This window comes from Gloeocapsopsis crepidinum LEGE 06123 (assembly GCF_015207655.1).
Taxonomy (GTDB): Bacteria; Cyanobacteriota; Cyanobacteriia; order Cyanobacteriales; family Chroococcidiopsidaceae; genus Gloeocapsopsis; species Gloeocapsopsis crepidinum.
Genome location: NZ_JADEWN010000015.1, coordinates 62700 through 83767, shown reverse-complemented (window position 1 = coordinate 83767; position 21068 = coordinate 62700). Strand labels below are relative to the sequence as shown.

Below are 21068 nucleotides of genomic sequence, written 5' to 3'. Positions count from 1 at the left end.
AATTTCTCTACAAATCAAGTTTTCTGAATTACTCTCTGCCACAAAAGCGAATTTCCGCTTCTGCTGTCACTTTCTTACACTACTTATTCATGTATTAGTGGTTTTCCTGATAGGTGCAAGATGTGAGTCAATGCGTCGGGCTGTAGAGGCTGCTGGTTCATCATCATTAGCGATATGCTCTGCAACCGCACGGTACAGTCCCTCTTTGCTACCAAAATAGTAGGGGATAGCAGCAAGATTAACGCCTGCTTTGTCTGCAATATGTCGGGTACTCGCTGCTTCAAAGCCAGAGATGCCAAAAACTTCAATTCCCGCATCAATTAAACGATGACGAGCATCCTCACCACGCTGCTGCACATTGGGTTGAGGAGATTTTGGTTGAACCATTATGATGTCATTTTACTATTACCAGCACAACTTAATTGTAGTTCATTGACAAAATCAATCGACTGACTCACATTAAAATCAATCAATCAATTGAATAATTCAATTGATTGGAGTTAGGTGAAATATGTAGAGGCTAATTAATATGCAAAGCCAAATAAGTAGGAAAGTAATCGATGACAACATCTACTGATATTGCAGTTTCCAAAACCCTTGTTCGTCGTGCTATTAGGCTATCAATTGCAGTGCTTTTAGCTATTGGATGTCTAACACCCCTAATTTACTGGCAATTCCAATCATTTCAATCTAGGAATTTGCAACCTCCTCTAGTCAAGCAGCCTGAGATCAAAACTATCACTGCCTTGGGACGGCTAGAGCCTGAAGGCGAAGTCATCAAGCTTTCAGCTCCTACATCAGCTGAAGGAAGTCGCGTAGAACAACTCCTTGTGAAAGAAGGAGATCCAATCAAAGTTAATCAAATAATTGCAACTTTAGATAACCGCGTTAGCGAAGCTCTTCCGTAAGGAAGCTCGCCTCCAAGCAGCACTACAAGAAGCACAAGAGCAAGTACGAGTTGCCCAATTTGAGTTGGCGCAGGTACTAGCAGGAGCAAAGCGCGGCGAAATTCAAGCACAGCGTTTTGAGATTGCGCGTTTAGAGGCTGAAAGAGTCGGCAATTTGAACGCTCAAACAGCAACAGTTACCCGTCTAGCAGCAGAAGTGGAAAATGCACAGACTGAGTATCAGCGTTACAAATCTCTCTATCAAAACGGAGCAATTTCAGCATCAGAACGCGATCGCAAGCAGTTAGCTTTGACGACGACTCAAAAACAACTCCAGGAAGCACAAGCGGCTTCAGAGCGGATTACAAAAGCCACTCAAGAGCAAGTCGCTGCAGCGCGTGCCACACTAGCACAGATTGCCGAAGTACGTCCAGTTGACGTGCAGACAGCCGAGGCAAGAGTAAGTCAGGCGATCGCCGCTGCCAAACAAGCAGAGAAAAATTTAGATCAAGCTTATATCCGCACTCCTCAATCTGGTCGAATCTTCAAAATTCATGCCCGTCCTGGCGAACTCATTTCCAGTGAAGTAGGACTTGCTGAAATTGGGCAAACCGAGCAAATGTATGCAGTTGCAGAGGTTTATCAAAGTGATATTCATCAGGTACGAGTCGGACAGTCGGTGAAGCTAACGAGCGAATCATTACCCAATACAGAACTGTATGGAACTGTAGAAAGCATTGGCTTGCAGGTGCAGCGACAAGAAGTTATCAACAGCGACCCTTCAGACAATATTGACAGCAGAATTATCGAGGTAAAGGTGCAGCTAGATGCAGCATCGAGTCAAAAAGTTGCTAACTTCACTAACCTTCAAGTTCAAACAGTGATTGAAACATGATACTTCAACAACTTCGCCGGAGAACTCCTTTAGGTTGGATTCAACTGCGTCACAACAAAACACGCCTTTTAGTCTCAATCGGAGGCATTGCCTTTGCTGATATCCTGATGTTCATGCAACTGGGAATTCTTAATGGTTTGTACGACAGTAATACAGCACCTCATCGCCAATTACAAACTGACATTGTGTTAGTTAGTACTCAAGCTCGTCAACTGACAAATTTGTTATCTTTTCCCCGACGGCGACTTTATCAAGCAATGGACGTACCTGGTGTTGCATCAGCACAAGCTTTGTACATCAATTTCATTGACTGGAAACATCCTGAAACTCGCCAAAAGACTGCAATGTTAGTTGTCGGTGTAAATCCTGACACGAAAGCATTTGACCTGCCAGCGGTTAACCAAAGCTTAGATAAAATCAAGTTGCCAGATACAGTCTTGTTTGATCGCGCTGCGCGAGGTAACTACCAATGGGTTATCGACCAAGTTGAGCAAAAACGCACAGTCACGACAGAAATAGAACGACGCACAATTACCATAGCAGGACTGTTTGAACTGGGTGCATCCTTCACAACTGATGGTATTTTGCTGACGAGCGATCAAAGTTTTCTGAGGCTGTTTCCTAGTCGCCAAGCTGGACAGGTGAGCTTGGGATTAGTTCAGGTGCAACCTGGATCTGATCCAGAAGCTGTCGTTGAGGATTTAAATGCGTATTTGCCTCAAGATGTTAAAGCTATGACGAAGCAGGGGTTTGTAGATTTTGAAAAAGCTTACATTGACCAAAATCAGCCGATCGCTTTTGTCTTTGGATTAGCAACGACGATTGGTTTTATTGTAGGGATTGTCATTGTTTACCAAATCCTTTCTACCGACGTCAACGATCACTTAGCCGAGTACGCCACCTTTAAAGCAATGGGCTACCGCGATCGCTACTTATTGGGGGCAATCTTTGAAGAAGCACTGATTCTCGCTGCTATCGGTTTTATACCTGGTGTTGGAGTGTCTTTAGGTCTTTATAGCTTACTACGCCAGGTGGGAGCTTTGCCAATTTATATGCTGTTGTTGCGGTTGGTTTTAGTATTTACTCTGACTGTTGTCATGTGCAGTCTGTCGGGAATCGTTGCGACTCGTCAATTGCGCTCTGCAGATCCAGCAGACATTTTTTAATTTTGAATATTCTTGATTTACTCGCAATCAGCATCATGCAGCAACCTGTCATTCATATTCAGCATCTCAATCACTACTTTGGTGAAGGTGAGTTACGTAAGCAAGTCCTATTCGACATTAATCTAGAGATTTTTGCCGGTGAAATTGTGATTATGACCGGATCCTCTGGCTCAGGCAAAACAACGATTTTGACTTTAGTCGGAGGATTGCGATCGGCACACTCTGGCAGTTTAAAAGTATTGGGACAAGAACTTTGCCAAGCGACTTCTCAGCAATTAGTTCAAGCACGCCGACGTAATGGCTACATTTTTCAAGCGCATAATCTGCATTGCAGTCTGACAGCGCTCCAAAATGTGTGTATGGGTTTAGAAGTTCATGGCAATTTATCTCGCACCAAAATGCAACATCGAGCTGCTCAAATATTAGCAGAGGTTGGATTGGGCGATTGCTTACACTACTATCCTGACAATCTCTCTGGTGGGCAAAAACAACGAGTAGCAATTACTCGTGCTTTGGTAAGTTACCCTCAAATTGTTCTCGCTGATGAACCGACAGCAGCGCTTGACAGTAAATCGGGGCGAAATGTCGTTAATCTAATGCAGCAGATAGCCCAAGAACAGAGTTGCACCATCCTCATGGTGACTCACGACAATCGGATTTTAGATATTGCAGATCGAATTGTTCATATGGAAGATGGAACATTATCTAGTAACACGCTATCCCTCGATGCCGCATAGGTAGTTGAGACAGGATACCAACTAGGTTTTAATGCACCTTTCTACTAACAATGAATTAGGATAATGACAAGGCAACTACGAAACGCGAGTAGGATTAGGATATAGAGGAACCAGAGGAGCATCTACACTTGTACTCTAAATAACCTAGATACTATGAAGCGTAAGAGCAAGAATGTTTTATTGATAGAATTCTCAGCACAAAAATTTTTAGTAGGAATTTTGCTATGTGTGCTGCAGCAGTACTGCGTTGAGTGACTCAGCTGATCAAATATTTTAAAATCGATAAAACTGTAGCTAATTTGCTATGGATTGCAAAAAGGCGTCGAGCTTGCTACTTTAACTCTATGTTGACACTAGCTCTACAATGCTTGTTTCAATGCATAATTATATATGCTTATAAGTGTCTTATCGTATGTGTTGATTGTAACAATAACAGGCTAATCCTAAAATTTAGTGTGAGTAAGCTATAAAACAGAGTTTACCGATATCATAACTTGTGCGTAGACTACAGTAAGTCATTCATAAACCTAGAGTAAAAGCAGCATTTTTCAGCATGGTAAGCAGTGTAGCTTAAAGTATGAATGGTTTAAGAAGCATCTCGATATGTAGATATCTAGTCACTCCTGCTGCAGTCAAGTTGATTTTTGTGTGAGGAATCGTGGTGAAACAATTACGTCACAGCTTGTGGTTGAGCCTTACTATGATGGTGGCAGTATCTCAGAGTGCTGATGCTGATACCTTGCCAGTTAATCTAATTGATAAGAACACATTTTTAAAACAGCACAATAGCAGTCATAATAGTTTATTGCTAAGCGCGATACCTACCAATGCTGCAGGTAAAAGTGTTATCCCTAGCCTTTCTCAGAAAGGTAGCTCGACAGCTGGAGTTTTGTCCCAGAATAATACTCCGACAGATAATCGAAACATTGTTGTGCCCACGGTTCCTACTCCAGCGACGCCAGGAACTGCTATACCTCCTGCGCCTGACGTGCGTCCTCCAGCAGAGATACCAGATTATCTCAATCCCAGCCCTAATCCACTGCAATTTCCTACTCGACCAGAAGAAGTCCGTATTCAAGGAACTCAGCCGATTACATTTCAACAAGCACTGGAACTCGCACAGCGGAATAATCGCCAACTTCAAGTAGCGAGGCTCAATTTAGAGCGAAGCCGTGCTGCTTTACGCGAAGCTCAAGCGGCTTTACTTCCCAATGTCACTCTTAGTACAGGGCTAGATCGATCTGTGTCTGCACAATCAGAGTTGCAAGAACGCGCACAACCACAGTTTCCTGAGATAGAAGCTGGTGCTAGTACAGCTTTCAGTGGTACGGCACAACTGAGTTATGACGTTTATACATCTGGAGAAAGAAGCTCTCGTATTCGTGCGGCAGAGGAACAAATTCGCTTAAATGAATTACAGCTAGAGCAAACAGCACAACAACTTCGATTAGATGTTGCCAACGATTACTACAATTTGCAAGCGTCAGATGAGTTAGTCCGCATTAACCGGTCTGCTGTAACAAACGCTCAAGCAAGTTTACGTGACGCTCAAGCATTAGAACAGGCTGGCGTAGGAACGCGATTTGATGTGCTGCAATCTGAAGTACAACTTGCCAATGCCACACAAGAATTAACAAATGCTCTAAGTCAGCAGCAAAATAGTCGCCGTCAATTAGCCGCACGGCTGAGTGTAGCACAGTCAGTAAGTCTCGCAGCAGCAGAGCCAGTTCAAATTGCAGGGCTGTGGAACTTACCGCTAGAAGATAGTATCGTACTCGCATTTCGTAACCGTTCAGAACTTCAGCAGCAATTAGCCCAACGTAATATCAGTGAAGCACAGCGACGAATAGCCCTATCACAACTTGGACCCCGCGTGAGTGTTTCAACAAATTACAACATCCTTGACATTTTTGATGATGGTTTAGGTGTTGCCGATGGATATTCTTTGGGAGCTAACGTGTCTCTTAACTTATATGATGGTGGAGCTGCAAGAGCACGAGCACGGCAAGAAGAAGCAAATATTGCGATCGCAGAGACTAATTTCGCGGATACTCGCAACCAAGTGCGCTTTGAGGTTGAAGAATCCTACAATAGTTTGCAGGCAAACTTAGCTAATATTCAAACAGCTTCTGTTGCCTTAGAACAAGCAAGAGAAGCACTACGCTTAGCGCGGCTACGCTTCCAAGCCGGAGTAGGTACACAAACTGAAGTCATTGATGCTGAAAATGCTTTGACTAATGCTGAAGGCAATCGAGTTACTGCAATCTTGGACTACAACCGTGCTTTGGCAAGGCTACAACGTGCAATTAGCTCTAGTCAACCACGCTAGAAAAACCTGAGTGGCTAGTAGTAGCTAGTTATTCTAGTCACTAGTCACTAGTTACCCTGCTGCGGCTTGGGAGTCATCAAATGCACTTTGGAGGTAATAAACTTTTCTGGATTTTGTAAGAACGATTGGCATTTATTTTCTAGCACCACACAAATGTTACTTAAAGCTTCTTGATAGCTTTCCACATCTCCTTGTGCTAAAAAAAGTTTCGCGGCTTGCTTTAAATCTGTCAACGCACTGGAATGGTCTTGGTTCTGAGTTTTCCCACTTTGAGCGATTTCGTAGCGAACAATACCCCGATTAATATATGCTTCAGCTTCTTGATTGTTAAGTCGCAAAGCTTGATTAAAGTCATTGATAGCTTCTTGATAGCCTGGATGCTGAATATTTTTACTATTTTGCGCTAATTTATAGTAAGAGATGCCTCTTTTGACATATGCTTTAGCATTACTTGGGTTCAGCATCACAGTTTTGTCAAAGTCACTGATAGCCGCCAAATAATTTTTGTCTGTGTCTTTACTAAATTTGGCAGTGTCATGGCGAACCATACCACGACTCAGGTAAGCTTCCTCAGCTGATGGATTAAGTTGCAGTGCTTGATCGAAATCAGCGATCGCAGCTTGGTATTCCATCACAGGATTACTACTGTGTTGGGCTATTTCATAACGAGCATTACCACGATTGACATAAGCATTAGCATCGTTAGGATTATAAAGTAAAGCGCGATTGAAATTTTCGATTGCTCCTTTGTAGTCACCTAATTTGTAATGAAAATTGCCTTGATCGTAGTAGGCAATCGAAATTTGATTACCATTTAGTGAAGGTTGTGGTATTGCAGGTTTTGCCTCACTTCTATCAGGAAAAAGATTGGCGATAGTTTGTGGAGAAATTTGCAGATCGTGAACAATTACAATAATTTCTAGACAAACTAGCGCTCCTGTGCCTATCAAACCCCACATCAAAGGATTAAATCTCTTTTTATGTTTCCCAACAGTTAGTTTTGCAGTTGGGTTAGCTGCAGCGGAATTAAAAGCTGATAGTACTTGCTGCTGATAGTCTTTTTTTGGTAGTGTGGCACGCTTGCGCTTCACTGGTTGGAGGTGTTGACCTGCACGAACAGCTTGTAGTGAAGGAAACTGGTCGCGTCCTCCTAGTTTGACTGCCCGATCGCACCAAGGACAAGAACTAAGGTGGTTGCTGTAGCGGTGTTGGTTATTTGATGTGCAAGTTATCAGCGATTTTTCTGCTTCAATTAAAGCAGCTTGCCATGCTTGGGTATTCGGTCGCAATTTAGGATTGTGATGACCTTCTTCAAAACAACGTAAGAAAAGCTGCTGTAAGGAAGGATAAAGTAGTTCAAAAGGTGGTGCGATCGGCGTAGGATTGTAGGGGACACGCTTGCTTTTACTGTAGACAAAATGTCCAGCATTAATACGTGCTGAAAATGAAGGGGGATCGCCAATTCCTTGATAGATGCCAGCAAACGGGTGCGTTCCTTCCATCAGGAGTTGAAATAACAGAACTGCTAATCCAAAAAGGTCGTGTTCTGGTTTGCGCTCGAAGTGGGCGAAATTTTTGCCTTGTAACTCAGGCGGAGTAAATTCTGCTTTCCCAACTCCACAGCGATAAACATAGCCACTTTTAGGATCTGGCACTTGAAATGAGTCAGTGTCTACCAACGTAATTAAGGCAGTATCACTCACAAGAATATTTGATTCGTTGATATCTCCAATACAATAACCTCGGGAGTGCAGTGCTCCCATTGCGGTGACAAGGTTACGTGCTGTGCGGTGTAAGTAAAGATAGTTAAAGAAGGGGCAGGTTTGGCGGCGGGTTTTGGGGTTATAGAACTCTAAGACCGAGTGCATCTTGTGAACGCGAGGCATCAAAAAGCCGATAACGCGATCGCTACCATCTCCTGGATACAGCAAATCAGTAGGCCAAGCAATCGAAATATGCCCTTTTGCTGCTGTAGGATTTTCTGGCGGATTAGCAAGCATTGCCATGAGTTTTTGCGCGTGTGCCTTGGTTGGCTTGTGATAAATTTTTGCCACCAATTGCTCGTCTTGCGGCAAGACAAAAACTCGCGCTTCACCCCCATGTCCTACAGTCAACTTGGGTTCAATGGTGATAATTTGTTTGTTCGATTGACGTTGCAACCGCATAGCCCAAATTTATTAACTTAGTGTTGCCAACAAAAGCGTTAAATCATCGTCTGTTCGTTCAGCGATCCTCGGAGAGCGCAAAAAAGATACTAGTTGGTCTTTTGCTTCTGTTTCATCTTGGATCTGGGCAACAAAATGAAACAAGGGAGAGAAAAAAGGTGCATAGGGTTTTCCTTGATCTAATTCCAAAGCGAGCATTTGCAATCCATCAGATAACAATGCAATCTTAGCTGTTTTCCCTTGCCAGAGAGTAATTTGTGCCGTATCAAGTGCTTGTGGCGAGACGAGGAAAGTTGTTTCATTAATGTATTCCCCAAATTGAGGCGTAGTTAAAGAAATTAAATTACCTTGCTGATCGCTGGCAACTGCGACACCATCACCAACTTGCGCCGCAACGACAAGGCTAGGTGTTGCAACGACAAGAATTAATGTTGTTGCAAGTTCGCGGGCGGATAGCTGACAGGCAACAGCCTCTGCTTCTACAGTTGTCCTAGCTACGGTGAGAGCTTCGTTTAATAGTACGCGCCATTCACTATCATCGTTAGGTAGTGGCGGTATTGCTAAGCGATCGCGAACTGTTTTCACGGCTGTTTGTGCCGCAACAATTGCACCAACTTTCCCTAAATTTGCAGAACCCGCACCATCAGCCACGGCAGCTACTAAAATTCCTTCAGGTAACTTTTCCCAAAAATGTGCATCTTGGCACAGTTGCCCTACTTTCTCGTGACCTCTACCACGTACTGACGCTGCTGCCACACGCCAACTAACTTCTTCAACCGTATTCTTTTGTCTGAAGAAGTCATTCACGTTCATTTGATCTCACTGAAAACACCACATCAATAACATAGATGATTCGGATAGGCAAACAGCTAAGAATTGTTCCTGCTTTTCCCTTAAATTAGAAATCTAACTTCTTATATAGTAATCAGAATCTGCCGTTCAAGGATTTGTCATCCAATGTTTTAAACTTTTTTCATAAGTACTTCATCAATAATTTACTTAAATTTATGTAAGTTACTCAGGACACGTGCTATTTTAATGGGTCTACTCTTATTCAGTAGACATAAACTCAGGTGTTTTGTGCCATAATCACTCCAACCTATTCTGTTTCAGGTTTATTACCATACCGCATTGCTAGGTCAGTCATTTGGCTGTCAATACATGGTCAAACGAATTCTACCTACCTAAAGTTCTCAGCCAACCTTATAGAGTTCTTCCTTGCTTTTGGCTCAAACATGGAAGAACGCTCATGTAACAGCTACTCAGCATTTTTCCAGCGAAAGTGTCCTGCAGTAATAATCTTCTTTCAATTATGTATGCTTCTACCTTACTACGAAGTTGTCAGACAGCTTCTTATAGCTTCTTATAGAGACTAAGTGCTCTCTAGGGACTAGCATTTTTTTCTTGCGCTAAAAGCAATTCCGACTAGATAAATGATACGTAGACTGTGGACTGCTAATATATGTAGTTAATATCATTTCCAGTTCACAAGAACTGTATCTCTAATGTAAAATTCATATAACTTAACAAGTCAATACTACTAAGGTAGTAGGATAGCTTCTAAATAATGAAAACATATTGTTACTTCATTTCTCGTCTGTTTCAATTTCCATTTCAAAGAAAGAATAGAAATAATTGATTTAATAAACTTAAATTCAGTTATAAAACAATAGTTCAAAAAATATCTCATATTAGGGTACTTTTATAAATTTATAAGGTTTCAGTTATAAATGGCTATTTATGGCAAGTTTCAAACCCTACGCCCTTTAAGCTTACTAGCACATTTATGTAGTAGTTACGATAGTGCTTGTTTAAAAGTAAATAGCAATACTGTTTCTTGGTTGATTTATATAGAACAAGGCAAAATTATTTATGCCTCTCAAACAGTTGATCCTCTCGATCGTCTCGATTGTTATCTGCGACGATTCAGTTATCACACAGCTACACTCAACAGTGAAATTCGCACCAAACTTCGTTTGATGTTTGACGAAGAATCGACGCTACATCCTGAATACCAAGCAATTTGTTGGCTTGTAAATAATCAATATTTGAATCAAGCTCAAGCAGCAGCTTTGATTGAATATCTTGTTAAAGAGGTTATCGAATCGTTTCTCTTAATTAAAGAAAGTACGTACGAAATAAATGAAAACTATAGTCCACTACCTTCTGAATTGTGTCGTCTTGATCTCCAAGATATAGTTAAACACTGCCAAAAAAAATTACAAGTTTGGCAGTCTTTTGCACCTTATATTTGGTCTCCTTACCAACGTCCTTATTTATGCCATCAGCCAGGAATAAAAGAGCAACTTTCTCCAGAAATTCAACATAAATTGAGTGCAATTCTTAAAGGCTTTAGTATTCGGCATTTAGCTGTTTTGCTGAATCAAGATGAATTACAACTAGCACGAAGTTTGTATCCTTATATCAAAATGGGGAATATTATTTTGCAAGATCCCCAGCCACCATTTGAGCAGCTACCGAAAACCTATGAATCACCTACAGAAAGTCAAGCTGTGCAACAAATACAAACTCCTGCTACAGTTGACAACATTGCACCTTCAGTAGCATCTATCAAAAATCACAATCGTGATGATGAAAAAAATACAGTTTCTTTAACTAAAATTACACCCAATCTACAGCAACCAGTTGTTAGTCGTCGCCCTACTCAACCTATTGAAAAATTCGTAGTATCTCAAAACAACTCTGTTGAAAAATCAGCCACACCCCCAGAAAAAACTACTAATCCTTATACGAACAAAAATAAATTTAAAGTTGTCTGTATTGATGATAGTCAAGCAATGCTACAAGAGCTGAATCATTTTTTAGATGATGAAAATTTTGATGTTTTTACAATCAACGATCCTGTTAAAGCTCTTATGCAAGTTGTGAGGATTAAACCTGACTTAATTTTATTGGACGTGAAAATGGCTGGTATAGATGGTTATGAGTTATGTCGTCTTCTCCGTAATCATTTTTTATTTAAGAGTACTCCCATTATTATGGTGACAGGTAATACAGGAATTATTGATAGAGTAAAAGCTAGGATTGTAGGCGCGTCTGGATATTTAACTAAACCTTTTACTCAGTCAGAACTCTTTAAAATTATCTTTCGGCACTTATCTTAAGCAGCTTTTAAATAATTAGATTGACAATATATTATCAAGCGTTGAGGGAAATTGAAAGTGGCTACAATTTTGGTAGTTGAAGATACTTTATCAGAACTAGAGCTAATTAGTAATTATTTACGAGAGAGTGGTTTTACTGTCATTGGTGTTACTAGTGCTAAAGAAGCTTTGAATAAAGCGATAGAACAAAAACTCGATGCAATAGTCACAGATATTGTCATGCCAGGGATGAGTGGTTTTGAATTATGCCGTAAGCTTAAAAACAATCCAGATACAGAACAATTACCAATCATTATTTGTAGTTCTAAAGATCAAGAAATTGATCGTTTTTGGGGTATGAAACAAGGAGCAGCTGCCTATGTCACTAAACCTTTTACCCGAGAAGAGTTGGTTCGTGCTGTAAAATCTGTCGTAGCTTAATCTTATGGATATTCCTATCCTAACACCGCAATTGCATCAGCCTAAAACAAGTGTAGGTGAATCTTATCTAAGATTTCAACTTAATGAGGATACTCCAGCTGTCCTTTTGATGAAGTACGTTCAAGAAGTCTTAATTATTTCAACTGGGCGCATAACGCCTATACCTAATATGCCTGAATGCATATTGGGATTATTTAATCGACGCAATCGCATTTTCTGGGCAATCGATTTGGCATTTATGTTAACTTCACAACCTGTTGACGCTAGTAGTCAGCAGTACCACGTTATGATAATTCGGGTTGGGGAGACTCCGCTCAGCTTAATTGTACGAGAAATTAAAGGAACAATTAGGCTAGTGTCAGATTTACAGCCTTTAGAGGAGGGTACCGCCACAATACAACCTTACCTACAAGGATATATTTGGCAACACCAAGAGAAATTGCTTGTATTAAATGCTGAAGCAATTGTACACTCGCCCAGTTTATATAACTACTAGTTTTATAGTAGTCGAGCAAATACTGATTGGAGCTGATATGGCAACCCGATTTAAACAGGAACCAACAAGCAGACACAAGTACAAAAAAGCAAGTCATCTTAATGATTCTACGCGCAATACTCCTCAAATGCCTAGCAGCAGTGTTCAGCATCCCCTGTCAGGGTTAGATAATCATCAGATTCCAACTCAGCAGTCGAATCAAAACTCAGTTTTCGATCAGTTAGGTTTATCTTTTTGGCAGCGGTTGAGCTTAAAGACTAAAGCAACAACACTGGCGATCACACTCAGCACACTCCCAATTATAGTCCTTGGGGCAACAGCTTACTACATTACAAGTAAAACTATTACAAATAATGTCACTCAGCAACAACAAGCCCGTGCAATTGCTTTGGCAGATCAGTTCGATAATTTTATATCGCAACGCTATTTAGACATTCAGAACTTGGCGCAATCAAGTGTTTTGAATGATCCCACAGTTCGAGCGGTAGTTTCTACTCAATCAAAAGAATTAAGTTTAGAGCAATATATAAAAAATAACCCTGGCTACGATAATATTGCTGTCATTGATCCTGCTGGTCAAGTTATTCTGCAAACTGCTGGAGAAGGCATTGCTAATTACAGTAATGTAGATTATTTTCAGCAAAGTATTCAAACCAAGCGTCCAGTTGTGACGCCGCCAAGAAAGTCTTTATTAACAGGCGAGTATTCAATCTATGCAGCTGCACCTGTAATTAATACAACAACAGGAGAGGTATTCGCCGTTGTGCGATCGCGAACTCCTGTACAATATTTTAATGAAATCTTACACGCTGAAGCAAAAAACTTAGCTCAAAGTGGCAATCGTTTTGGAGTTGAAGAATATTTTGCAGTCAATGATTTGGGCAAAGTTGTTGTTGCGCCAACAGAGCATTTAGACTACATTGGCGAAGATGCTCAAGCAGTATTTCCCCGTGTTGCTCCACGCTTAATTAACAATACTTCAGTAGGTAGTCTCATCGATCGAGATCGCGTTGAGCGCCAGCAGTACTTAGTTGCTTATACTCCCATTCAGCAAATTGAAAGTCAAACTGCATTAAATTGGAGTGCAATGGTTGCACTACCGACAGCACAAGTATTCGCAGCCCGCCAGGGACTATTTTTACCCTTCTTTCTAGGAACAACAGTATTTACTATTCTTGTAGGTGCGATCGCTGCTCATTTAGTCAACCGCGCATTACGTCCAGTTGTCAATGCATCACTAGCAGTACAAAAACTCGGAGAAGGAAACCTCAACACAAGACTTAGCGTCCAAGGCAAAGACGAATTAGCAGTGCTAGGTTCTAATATCAACGTTATGGCGAACCAACTGCAAAGTTTGCTGCGACAGCAAGAAGAAGTGACAGAACAAGCCCAATTATTTGCTGATGTCACTTTTCGGATTCGCCGTTCTTTGAATGTAGACGATATTCTTAAAACAGCAGTTAAAGAAGTTAGAAAAGTTCTTAAAAGCGATCGCGTTGTTATTTATCAGTTCAACTCTGACTTGAGTGGCACTATAGTCGCTGAAGCAGTAGCACCAGGATGGACACAAGCTCTATCAGACACTATAGACGATCCTTGTTTCAAAGATCGACACATTCAACAATACAAAAATGGTCGCGTTCGAGCAATTGATAACATTCATCAAGCTGGTTTAACTGATTGTCACATCAAATCTTTAGAACGATTTGAAGTCAAAGCTAATTTAGTCGCACCGATCTTAAAAGACAATCAATTATTAGGGTTACTGATTGCTCATCAATGTGCCACAACTCGTGCTTGGCAACAAGCTGAAATTGATTTATTTACTCAGTTAGCAACTCAGATTGGATTTGCATTAGATCAAGCATATCTCCTAGAGCAAGTTGAAAAAGCTCGTGCAGTTGCCGAAGAAGCCTCTGGAGATCAGCGACAGCAAAAAGAATCACTCCAGCAACAGTTAATCGGATTACTCAGCGATGTTGAACAAGCAGCTCAAGGAAATCTGACGGTACGTGCAGAAGTTACCGCAGGAGAAATTGGCACAGTTGCTGACTTTTTCAACTCAATTATTGAAAGTTTGCGACAACTGGCGACAAATGTCAAAACAGCGGCAAGTCAGGTTAACTTTGCTGTTGCCGAAAACCAAGGGGCAATGCATCAACTAGCAGATCAAGCCTCACAACAAGCCGAAGCGATCGCCCACAGCCTTGATTCTTTGGCACACATGACAGATTCAATTCAAGCAGTCGCTGCTAGCGCGCATCAAGCCGCAGAAGTTACCCGCACAGCTTCTCTCACCGCCCAGGTAGGAGGAGTCGCCATGAACCACACGGTAGACAGTATTCTCAATCTACGCCAAACCGTTGCGACAACTGCAGGTAAAGTCCGACAGTTAAGCGAGTCTTCGCAACAAATTTCCAAAGTTGTTTCTTTAATTAATCAAATTGCACTGCAAACTAACGTTTTAGCTATTAACGCTAGCATAGAAGCAAATCGTGCAGGTGAAGAAGGTAGAGGCTTTGCTTTGGTAGCAGAAGAAATTGGCGAACTGGCATCGCAATCAAGCGCAGCAACAAAAGAGATTGAACAAATTGTGGAAAATATTCAACGCGAAACTGTTGAAGTTGCCCACGCTATGGAACTTGGCACAAATCAAGTTATTGAAGGAACTAACTTAGTTGAAGATACAAAGAAGAACTTGAGGAAAATCTTTGATGGCTCGCGTCAAATCGATCAATTAGTACAATCAATTTCTCACGCAACAATTGCTCAAGCTCAGACTTCACAACAAGTCACGCAATTAATTAAAGAAATTGCCTTAATTTCTGAGCAAACAGCAAACTCTGCAAGACAAGTTTTTGGATCTTTACAAGAGACTACTACTGTAGCACAACAGTTACAAGTTTCCGTTGGTGTCTTTAAAGTTGATGATGAAAGTTAAACTTTCATTTTATTTTCAGCAATGTTAATCACATGGTAAAGGACAAAGAACTAGAAATCCGGCTTTCATTTCTTGAGGAAGCTCAAGACTATTTAAATGCGATTGAAACCGGAGTTATGGTTGCAACAGCACAGCAAGATCGCCAACAAATGGATGCAGTACTACGTGCTGCACATTCCATTAAAGGTGGTGCGGCGATGATGGGATTTCCTGTATTAAGCGATCTGGCTCATCGTTTAGAAGATTTTTTTAAAGTCTTAAAAACACAGCAACTATCGCTTGACGCAGAGTTAGAAAGTTTACTACTAGCAAGCGTAGGTTGCTTAAGACAAGCGATCGCAATTTATCATCAAGGCAAATCTATTGATGAACGGTGGCAAGAAAATCACGTTACACCGATTTTTTCTCAACTACAGCAACGCCTAGGAAATGCTTCATCTATTGATAGTCCTGAGTTGATGTTGCCTGAAGATAGGCAAATGCAAACCTTAGTCTTTGAAACCGAAGTAGAAGAATATCTGCAGCGGCTAGAGAATATTTTAGCAGATCCACAACATCCTGGATTATTAGAAGAAACAACGGCGATCGCTCAGGATTTTGCCAGTTTAGGGCAAATGTTTCAAATTCCAGCGTTTCAAAGCTTGTGTGAATCAATTAGTCAAAATTTAGCAGAATTTCCAGAACGTGTTGTAGAAATTGCTAGTTTAGCATTACAAGAATGGCGGCGATCGCAAGCAGCAATATTGTTGAACCAAGGCGTACCATCAACAATTCCTACTAATATTAATCAGAGCGACTCATTAGCAACAGCACAAGCCGAAATTGAAGCTCTTCTCGATTTGCTTTCACCAGAATTAACTGAGGACAACTCTCAACTAGAATTCAATCCAACTTTAGCGCCAATTGATCCGCAACAATACTCACAAACCACAGAAAAAAAATCTCTTCATCTCGCTTCAGAATCAACTTTAAATTCAATTGAACAAGATAAAACAGTTCGTGTTTCTGTTGATCTTCTCGAACAACTAAATGACTTATTTGGAGAACTCACAATTGAGCGAAATGGTATCAATTTATATATAGATCGTCTCAGAAACTTAGTCAAAATTTTAGATGGTCGAGTTCACACTCTCAAAAATTTTGATACTCGCTTGTTGACAGCCTATGAAAATCACTACTCGCATGGCAATAAAGCTCATACGTTTAATAACATTATAGAAGAAAATAACTTTGCTAACCGATTTACCGATGAAAGCCACGATCTGCGAGCTTTAACTGATGAGGTTATGGAAAGTATTTTCCGTATTCAAGAAGTTGCTAATGACATTAGTATTAGTATTGAAGACACTGCACAAACTGTGGGAGAACTCAATCGCACAGCAAAACAGATGCAAACCAACTTAACACAAGTGCGAATGCGTCCGTTATCAGATTTACTCGATCGCTTTCCCAGATTTTTACGCGAGCTTTCATTGCAGTACAACAAAAAAGTTGAATTAAAAATCCAAGGTGGTGAAACTTTAATTGAACGGAATATTTTAGAAGCATTAAATGATCCTTTGACACATCTTTTACGTAATGCCTTTGATCACGGAATTGAAGATCTGCACACACGGCGATCGCATGATAAGCCAGAACAAGGCACAATTGAGATCAAAGCCACCACACGCGGAAATCAAACTTTCATCAGTGTTAGTGATGATGGTCAAGGTATTGATTTGAATAAAATTCGTGCTAAAGCACAGCAGTTAGGTTTAAATGCACCAGCCCTAGCCAAGGCTAGCGAACAAGAACTTTTATCACTCATTTTTGAACCAGGTTTTAGCACCGCTAAGCAGGTATCAAACTTATCTGGTAGAGGCGTAGGACTTGATATTGTCTGCACTAACTTAAGAAAAATTCGTGGTGATATTAAAGTAGATACGCAGTTAGGTAGCGGTACAACTTTTCATCTCAATGTACCTATAACCCTCTCTATTGCTAAAGTTATTTTGGTGGAAAGTAATAGTATGCTCATGGCATTTCCTACAGATACGATTGAGGAAATGCGCTTACTTAATTCTGAACATATTACTACAATTGAGGGTAAGGAAAAATTCAGTTGGGAAGAAAACATAATACCTCTAATTCGCTTAGGACAATGGCTAACATTTCGTGGTGCATACAAAAAGTCAGACGCAGCAACAGTAGCTACTATGGGCGTTCCAACAGTGCTAAAAGTTGTCCAAGGTCATGAATTAGTAGCTGTTCAAGTAGATCGCTGCTGGGGCGAACAAGAAGTCGCCATTCGTCAAGTAGAAGGTGCGATCGCTATGCCCCCTGGATTTTCTAGCTGTACCATTTTGGGTGATGGTCGAGTTGTTCCGTTAGTCAATCCATCTGCTTTACTACAGTGGATTGCAAGTAGTCAGCAATCGGCATTAGTACAAACAGAGACATTAGCTAATACTCAATTTCAAAGTAACAAAGATACAGTTTTAGTAGTAGACGACTCAATTAATGTACGTCGTTTTTTAAGTTTAGCTTTAGAAAAAGCTGGGTATCGTGTTGAAGAAGCTATTGATGGTCAAGATGCAATTGAAAAACTTTTTAGTGGCTTACCAGTAAAAGCTGTGATTTCTGATGTTGATATGCCTCGCCTTGATGGTTACAGTTTATTAGCACAAGTTAAATCAATTGCTAATCTCAAACAACTACCCTTCATTATATTAACTTCTCGTCAAGGACAGCGAGAGCGGCAACTTGCAACGAATTTAGGTGCAGCAGCTTATTTTTCTAAACCTTTTAATGAACAAGAATTACTCCAAACTTTACAGCATATTTTAAATTGAAAATATAAATTCTAACTATTTGATTAGCAACTTACATAAGTACATAATACAGCTAGTAAAACTTAGAATAGTTACATCTATTACGTCACGGCTCACAATTATTACAAGTCTAAATCAAGAATTATTTCCCTAATTGCCTGCGCTGCGAATTGAAGTGCTACAATCATCAATCAAGCTAGGGGTGTCTGGATGTCCAGGCTGAGATCAAACCCTGAGAACCTGAGACCGGCTCATACCGGCGGAGGGAAGCTGTTACTAGAGGAACTAAATAATGCGTACAGAATGGATCGCACAGCGTCGCGGGCAAACTAACGTGACACAGATGCACTACGCTCGCCAGGGCATAATCTCTGAAGAGATGCACTATGTTGCCCAACGAGAAAATCTGCCAGCATCACTCATCCGTGAAGAAGTTGCACGAGGACGGATGATTATTCCCGCCAATATCAATCACGCGAACTTAGAGCCAATGTGCATAGGTATTGCCTCAAAGTGCAAAGTCAATGCCAATATTGGTGCGAGTCCCAACTCTTCCAACTTAGATGAAGAAGTTGCCAAGCTTAACCTTGCAGTTAAGTACGGTGCAGATACCGTCATGGACTTATCTACTGGTGGAGGAAACTTAGACGCAATTCGCAGCGCCATCATTCAAGCTTCACCCGTACCGATCGGTACAGTGCCAGTTTATCAAGCACTAGAATCTGTTCACGGCACAATTGAAAAACTCACTCCTGATGACTTTCTTCATGTCATTGAAAAACACGCACAGCAAGGAGTAGACTATCAAACAATTCATGCCGGAATACTAATCGAGCATTTGCCGTTAGTACGCGATCGCCTGACAGGAATTGTTTCGCGTGGCGGTGGTATTCTTGCACGATGGATGCTTTATCACCACAAGCAAAATCCGCTTTACACGCACTTCCAAGATATTATTGAAATCTTCAAAAAATACGACGTTTCCTTCAGCTTAGGCGATTCACTTCGCCCTGGATGTACGCACGATGCATCTGATGCTGCGCAACTTGCCGAACTTAAAACCTTAGGACAACTAACGCGCAAAGCATGGGAACATGACGTGCAGGTGATGGTCGAAGGTCCAGGTCACGTACCGATGGATCAAATTGAATTTAATGTCAAAAAACAAATGGAAGAATGTTCCGAAGCACCCTTCTATGTGTTAGGACCATTAGTGACAGATATTGCTCCTGGTTATGACCATATTACATCAGCAATCGGTGCAGCAATGGCAGGATGGTATGGTACTGCAATGTTGTGCTATGTGACGCCTAAAGAGCATCTAGGATTACCTAATGCTGAAGACGTCCGGAATGGATTAATTGCATATAAAATTGCGGCTCACGCCGCTGATATTGCGCGCCACCGCCCTGGTGCTAGAGATCGCGACGACGAACTGTCTCGCGCTCGTTATAACTTTGATTGGAACCGACAGTTTGAGTTATCGCTCGATCCGGAACGCGCCAGAGAATACCACGACGAAACTTTACCTGCAGATATTTACAAAACTGCAGAATTCTGTTCGATGTGTGGTCCCAAGTTCTGTCCCATGCAAACAAAAGTTGATGCAGATGCATTAACAGAATTAGAAAAGTTCTTGGCAAAAGAAACTGTATCTAGAGGCGCTTAGACTAGAGACTGGGGGCTAGGAATTGGAACTAGTTCCCAGTTGTCGGAAATGTTTCTGCAGATCTTCAATTGTAAACACCGATTGAAATTGCAACCCAGCCGATGCATATAACTCAGCACCTCCTTGTAAGCGATCGACTAAGGAAATAACATAATTAACGTTGTAGCCCGCCGCTTTGAGCCTTTCTGCGGCTTTTAATGCCGACCCTCCTGTTGTCACTACATCTTCTAACACCACCACACTCGCATTTTCTGGCAAATTGGGACCTTCAATATATGCTCTTGTGCCATGTCCCTTCGCTTCTTTGCGGACAATCAACGCTGGTATGGGGCGATTTTCATATGCAGAAACAACACTGACTGCTGTAACAATCGGATCGGCACCTAAAGTTAAACCTGATACAGCCTGAGTATCAGTTGGTAGTAGAGAAAGAATGATCCGCCCAATGGCTAATGCTCCTTGGGGATGTAACGTGACTTCCTTACCATTAATGTAGTAGGAACTGTGTTGCCCAGAAGAAAGCACAAAATCTCCTTCGCGATAAGCTAGCCGACAAAACAAATCTAGTAGTTGCTGGCGAAGAATAGACAAACTAGTAGTAGTTGCCCAATTATCAGATGCTGGCTGCGACGCGGTTTGATCAATCATCAGTGTGTCAACGGTGGTAGCTAAGCAAAAGTTAAGCTAAAAAGAGTTTAAATTCCAGCATAAATGAAGACTGCGTTAGAAAGTGAGGTTAGCTCATGCGTTTCTCGTACAAATACTTGTTGAGTAGTTTAATAATTCTTGCTGTTCCTACTACGGCGATCGCCCAAACTCCTCCGCCTCTAGAACCGACAAGCAGCGACACTTTACCACAGGCATATTACAGAGCTTTTTTTACAAATGCGCCTGACTTCTATCGCGATCGCACTTTACTGCGGCAACTTAGCACATTTTTTGGCATTGGTTCTTTGACTCGCAATAGTTTTCCTGAAAACGAATACGCTCGTGACGCTCGGCTAATTAACATTTTGTACCAAGATACACTTCAACAACAGGCAGGTAGCACAACTATTCGTACCCCTGATTTACAAAATCCTTACGACTCGTCACTTTTTTTACAGCCGCCCGCAGATGTCACTACTCAAGATGAAAATAATATTTCGCCCGATACAGATGATGTAGAAAACTTGGAGCAAAACGACATTGATGTTCCATCCGATGCGGAACCAACTGAAGACAGCCCTATAGAAAATGATTTTGAAAGCGAAACGGAGACTCCTGAAATTGTCCCCTTCGAGTAGAAGTTTTTAAAAATATTAAAATCGGCAGTGCAGGAGTTGAACCTGCCTAAGGCGAATTATGAGTTCGCTGCCTCAACCGCTCGGCCAACTGCCGTAATTTTTTGCACAATCAACTACTCAAATGGCTTGTTGTAGCTGACAT

16 protein-coding genes, 1 tRNA gene and 1 riboswitch are annotated in these 21068 nt (G+C 41.3%); of the genes, 12 read left to right on the top strand and 5 right to left on the bottom strand.

Annotated elements, in window-relative coordinates:
- Positions 1–87: 87 nt before the first annotated feature.
- A complete protein-coding gene (locus IQ230_RS08325) occupies positions 88–387 on the bottom strand; it encodes a TetR family transcriptional regulator (RefSeq protein ID WP_193931555.1) in 300 nt (99 codons plus the stop codon).
- Between the two features lie 173 nt (positions 388–560).
- On the opposite strand from IQ230_RS08325, the gene IQ230_RS26480 reads away from it, so the two are divergent.
- The 5 genes from IQ230_RS26480 (at position 561) to IQ230_RS08305 (ending at position 6014) form a co-directional block, all read left to right on the top strand.
- The gene (locus IQ230_RS26480; protein ID WP_228054686.1) at positions 561–908 is read left to right on the top strand and encodes an HlyD family secretion protein; all 348 of its coding nucleotides are present in this window, start codon (positions 561–563) and stop codon (positions 906–908) included.
- Positions 880–1782, top strand: coding sequence for an efflux RND transporter periplasmic adaptor subunit (locus IQ230_RS08320; RefSeq protein ID WP_322742336.1), 903 nt, complete (start codon positions 880–882; stop codon positions 1780–1782). The genes IQ230_RS26480 and IQ230_RS08320 overlap by 29 nt, the downstream gene beginning before the upstream one ends.
- Positions 1779–2948, top strand: coding sequence for an ABC transporter permease DevC (gene devC, locus IQ230_RS08315; RefSeq protein WP_193931554.1), 1170 nt, complete (start codon positions 1779–1781; stop codon positions 2946–2948). Before IQ230_RS08320 ends, devC begins: the two co-directional genes overlap by 4 nt.
- A 35-nt stretch (positions 2949–2983) precedes the next feature.
- Positions 2984–3685 carry a DevA family ABC transporter ATP-binding protein gene (locus IQ230_RS08310; RefSeq protein WP_193931553.1) on the top strand — a complete coding sequence of 234 codons (702 nt, stop codon included), beginning with the start codon at positions 2984–2986 and terminating at the stop codon, positions 3683–3685.
- Between the two features lie 661 nt (positions 3686–4346).
- Positions 4347–6014, top strand: a complete 1668-nt coding sequence (locus IQ230_RS08305; RefSeq protein WP_322742334.1) for a TolC family protein — start codon at positions 4347–4349, stop codon at positions 6012–6014.
- A 47-nt stretch (positions 6015–6061) separates the two neighbouring features.
- Here IQ230_RS08305 and IQ230_RS08300 read toward each other — a convergent pair whose 3' ends face one another.
- The gene (locus IQ230_RS08300) at positions 6062–8179 is read right to left on the bottom strand and encodes a tetratricopeptide repeat protein (protein WP_193931551.1); all 2118 of its coding nucleotides are present in this window, start codon (positions 8177–8179) and stop codon (positions 6062–6064) included.
- A gap of 12 nt (positions 8180–8191) precedes the next feature.
- Positions 8192–8992, bottom strand: a complete 801-nt coding sequence (locus IQ230_RS08295) for a PP2C family serine/threonine-protein phosphatase (RefSeq protein WP_193931550.1) — start codon at positions 8990–8992, stop codon at positions 8192–8194.
- A gap of 917 nt (positions 8993–9909) precedes the next feature.
- On the opposite strand from IQ230_RS08295, the gene IQ230_RS08290 reads away from it, so the two are divergent.
- The 6 genes from IQ230_RS08290 to thiC all read left to right on the top strand — a co-directional run bounded on the left by IQ230_RS08290 (position 9910) and on the right by thiC (position 19640).
- On the top strand, positions 9910–11304 hold the full coding sequence (locus tag IQ230_RS08290; RefSeq protein ID WP_193931549.1) for a response regulator: 1395 nt from the start codon (positions 9910–9912) through the stop codon (positions 11302–11304).
- Between the two features lie 57 nt (positions 11305–11361).
- On the top strand, positions 11362–11724 hold the full coding sequence (locus IQ230_RS08285) for a response regulator transcription factor (protein WP_193931548.1): 363 nt from the start codon (positions 11362–11364) through the stop codon (positions 11722–11724).
- A 4-nt stretch (positions 11725–11728) separates the two neighbouring features.
- Entirely contained in the window at positions 11729–12220 is a 492-nt protein-coding gene (locus IQ230_RS08280) for a chemotaxis protein CheW (RefSeq protein ID WP_193931547.1), read from the top strand.
- 37 nt (positions 12221–12257) lie between these two features.
- On the top strand, positions 12258–15161 hold the full coding sequence (locus IQ230_RS08275) for a methyl-accepting chemotaxis protein (RefSeq protein ID WP_193931546.1): 2904 nt from the start codon (positions 12258–12260) through the stop codon (positions 15159–15161).
- 32 nt (positions 15162–15193) lie between these two features.
- A complete protein-coding gene (locus IQ230_RS08270; RefSeq protein WP_193931545.1) occupies positions 15194–17992 on the top strand; it encodes a hybrid sensor histidine kinase/response regulator in 2799 nt (932 codons plus the stop codon).
- A gap of 167 nt (positions 17993–18159) precedes the next feature.
- A riboswitch (TPP riboswitch) is annotated at positions 18160–18256 on the top strand.
- Between the two features lie 7 nt (positions 18257–18263).
- Positions 18264–19640: a phosphomethylpyrimidine synthase gene (thiC, locus tag IQ230_RS08265; protein WP_193931544.1), complete on the top strand. Its 1377-nt coding sequence runs from the start codon at positions 18264–18266 to the stop codon at positions 19638–19640.
- 15 nt (positions 19641–19655) lie between these two features.
- On the opposite strand, the gene pyrE is transcribed toward thiC, so the two are convergent.
- The gene (gene pyrE, locus IQ230_RS08260) at positions 19656–20288 is read right to left on the bottom strand and encodes an orotate phosphoribosyltransferase (RefSeq protein WP_193931543.1); all 633 of its coding nucleotides are present in this window, start codon (positions 20286–20288) and stop codon (positions 19656–19658) included.
- Between the two features lie 95 nt (positions 20289–20383).
- Between pyrE and IQ230_RS08255 the strand changes: the two genes are divergently transcribed.
- A complete protein-coding gene (locus tag IQ230_RS08255; protein ID WP_193931542.1) occupies positions 20384–20926 on the top strand; it encodes a hypothetical protein in 543 nt (180 codons plus the stop codon).
- Positions 20927–20947: 21 nt separating this feature from the next.
- Here the strand turns inward: IQ230_RS08255 and IQ230_RS08250 are convergent.
- Positions 20948–21020, bottom strand: a tRNA-Ile gene (locus tag IQ230_RS08250).
- Positions 21021–21068 lie beyond the last annotated feature (48 nt).

Excerpts from the sequence above, each read along its gene's own strand:
- IQ230_RS08325 (WP_193931555.1), bottom strand. The coding sequence starts at position 387 with ATGGTTCAACCAAAATCTCCTCAACCCAATGTGCAGCAGCGTGGTGAG.
- IQ230_RS26480 (WP_228054686.1), top strand. The coding sequence starts at position 561 with ATGACAACATCTACTGATATTGCAGTTTCCAAAACCCTTGTTCGTCGT.
- devC (WP_193931554.1), top strand. The coding sequence starts at position 1,779 with ATGATACTTCAACAACTTCGCCGGAGAACTCCTTTAGGTTGGATTCAA.
- IQ230_RS08310 (WP_193931553.1), top strand. The coding sequence starts at position 2,984 with ATGCAGCAACCTGTCATTCATATTCAGCATCTCAATCACTACTTTGGT.
- IQ230_RS08300 (WP_193931551.1), bottom strand. The coding sequence starts at position 8,179 with ATGCGGTTGCAACGTCAATCGAACAAACAAATTATCACCATTGAACCC.
- IQ230_RS08295 (WP_193931550.1), bottom strand. The coding sequence starts at position 8,992 with ATGAACGTGAATGACTTCTTCAGACAAAAGAATACGGTTGAAGAAGTT.
- IQ230_RS08290 (WP_193931549.1), top strand. The coding sequence starts at position 9,910 with ATGGCTATTTATGGCAAGTTTCAAACCCTACGCCCTTTAAGCTTACTA.
- IQ230_RS08280 (WP_193931547.1), top strand. The coding sequence starts at position 11,729 with ATGGATATTCCTATCCTAACACCGCAATTGCATCAGCCTAAAACAAGT.
- IQ230_RS08275 (WP_193931546.1), top strand. The coding sequence starts at position 12,258 with ATGGCAACCCGATTTAAACAGGAACCAACAAGCAGACACAAGTACAAA.
- IQ230_RS08270 (WP_193931545.1), top strand. The coding sequence starts at position 15,194 with ATGGTAAAGGACAAAGAACTAGAAATCCGGCTTTCATTTCTTGAGGAA.
- thiC (WP_193931544.1), top strand. The coding sequence starts at position 18,264 with ATGCGTACAGAATGGATCGCACAGCGTCGCGGGCAAACTAACGTGACA.
- pyrE (WP_193931543.1), bottom strand. The coding sequence starts at position 20,288 with ATGATTGATCAAACCGCGTCGCAGCCAGCATCTGATAATTGGGCAACT.
- IQ230_RS08255 (WP_193931542.1), top strand. The coding sequence starts at position 20,384 with ATGCGTTTCTCGTACAAATACTTGTTGAGTAGTTTAATAATTCTTGCT.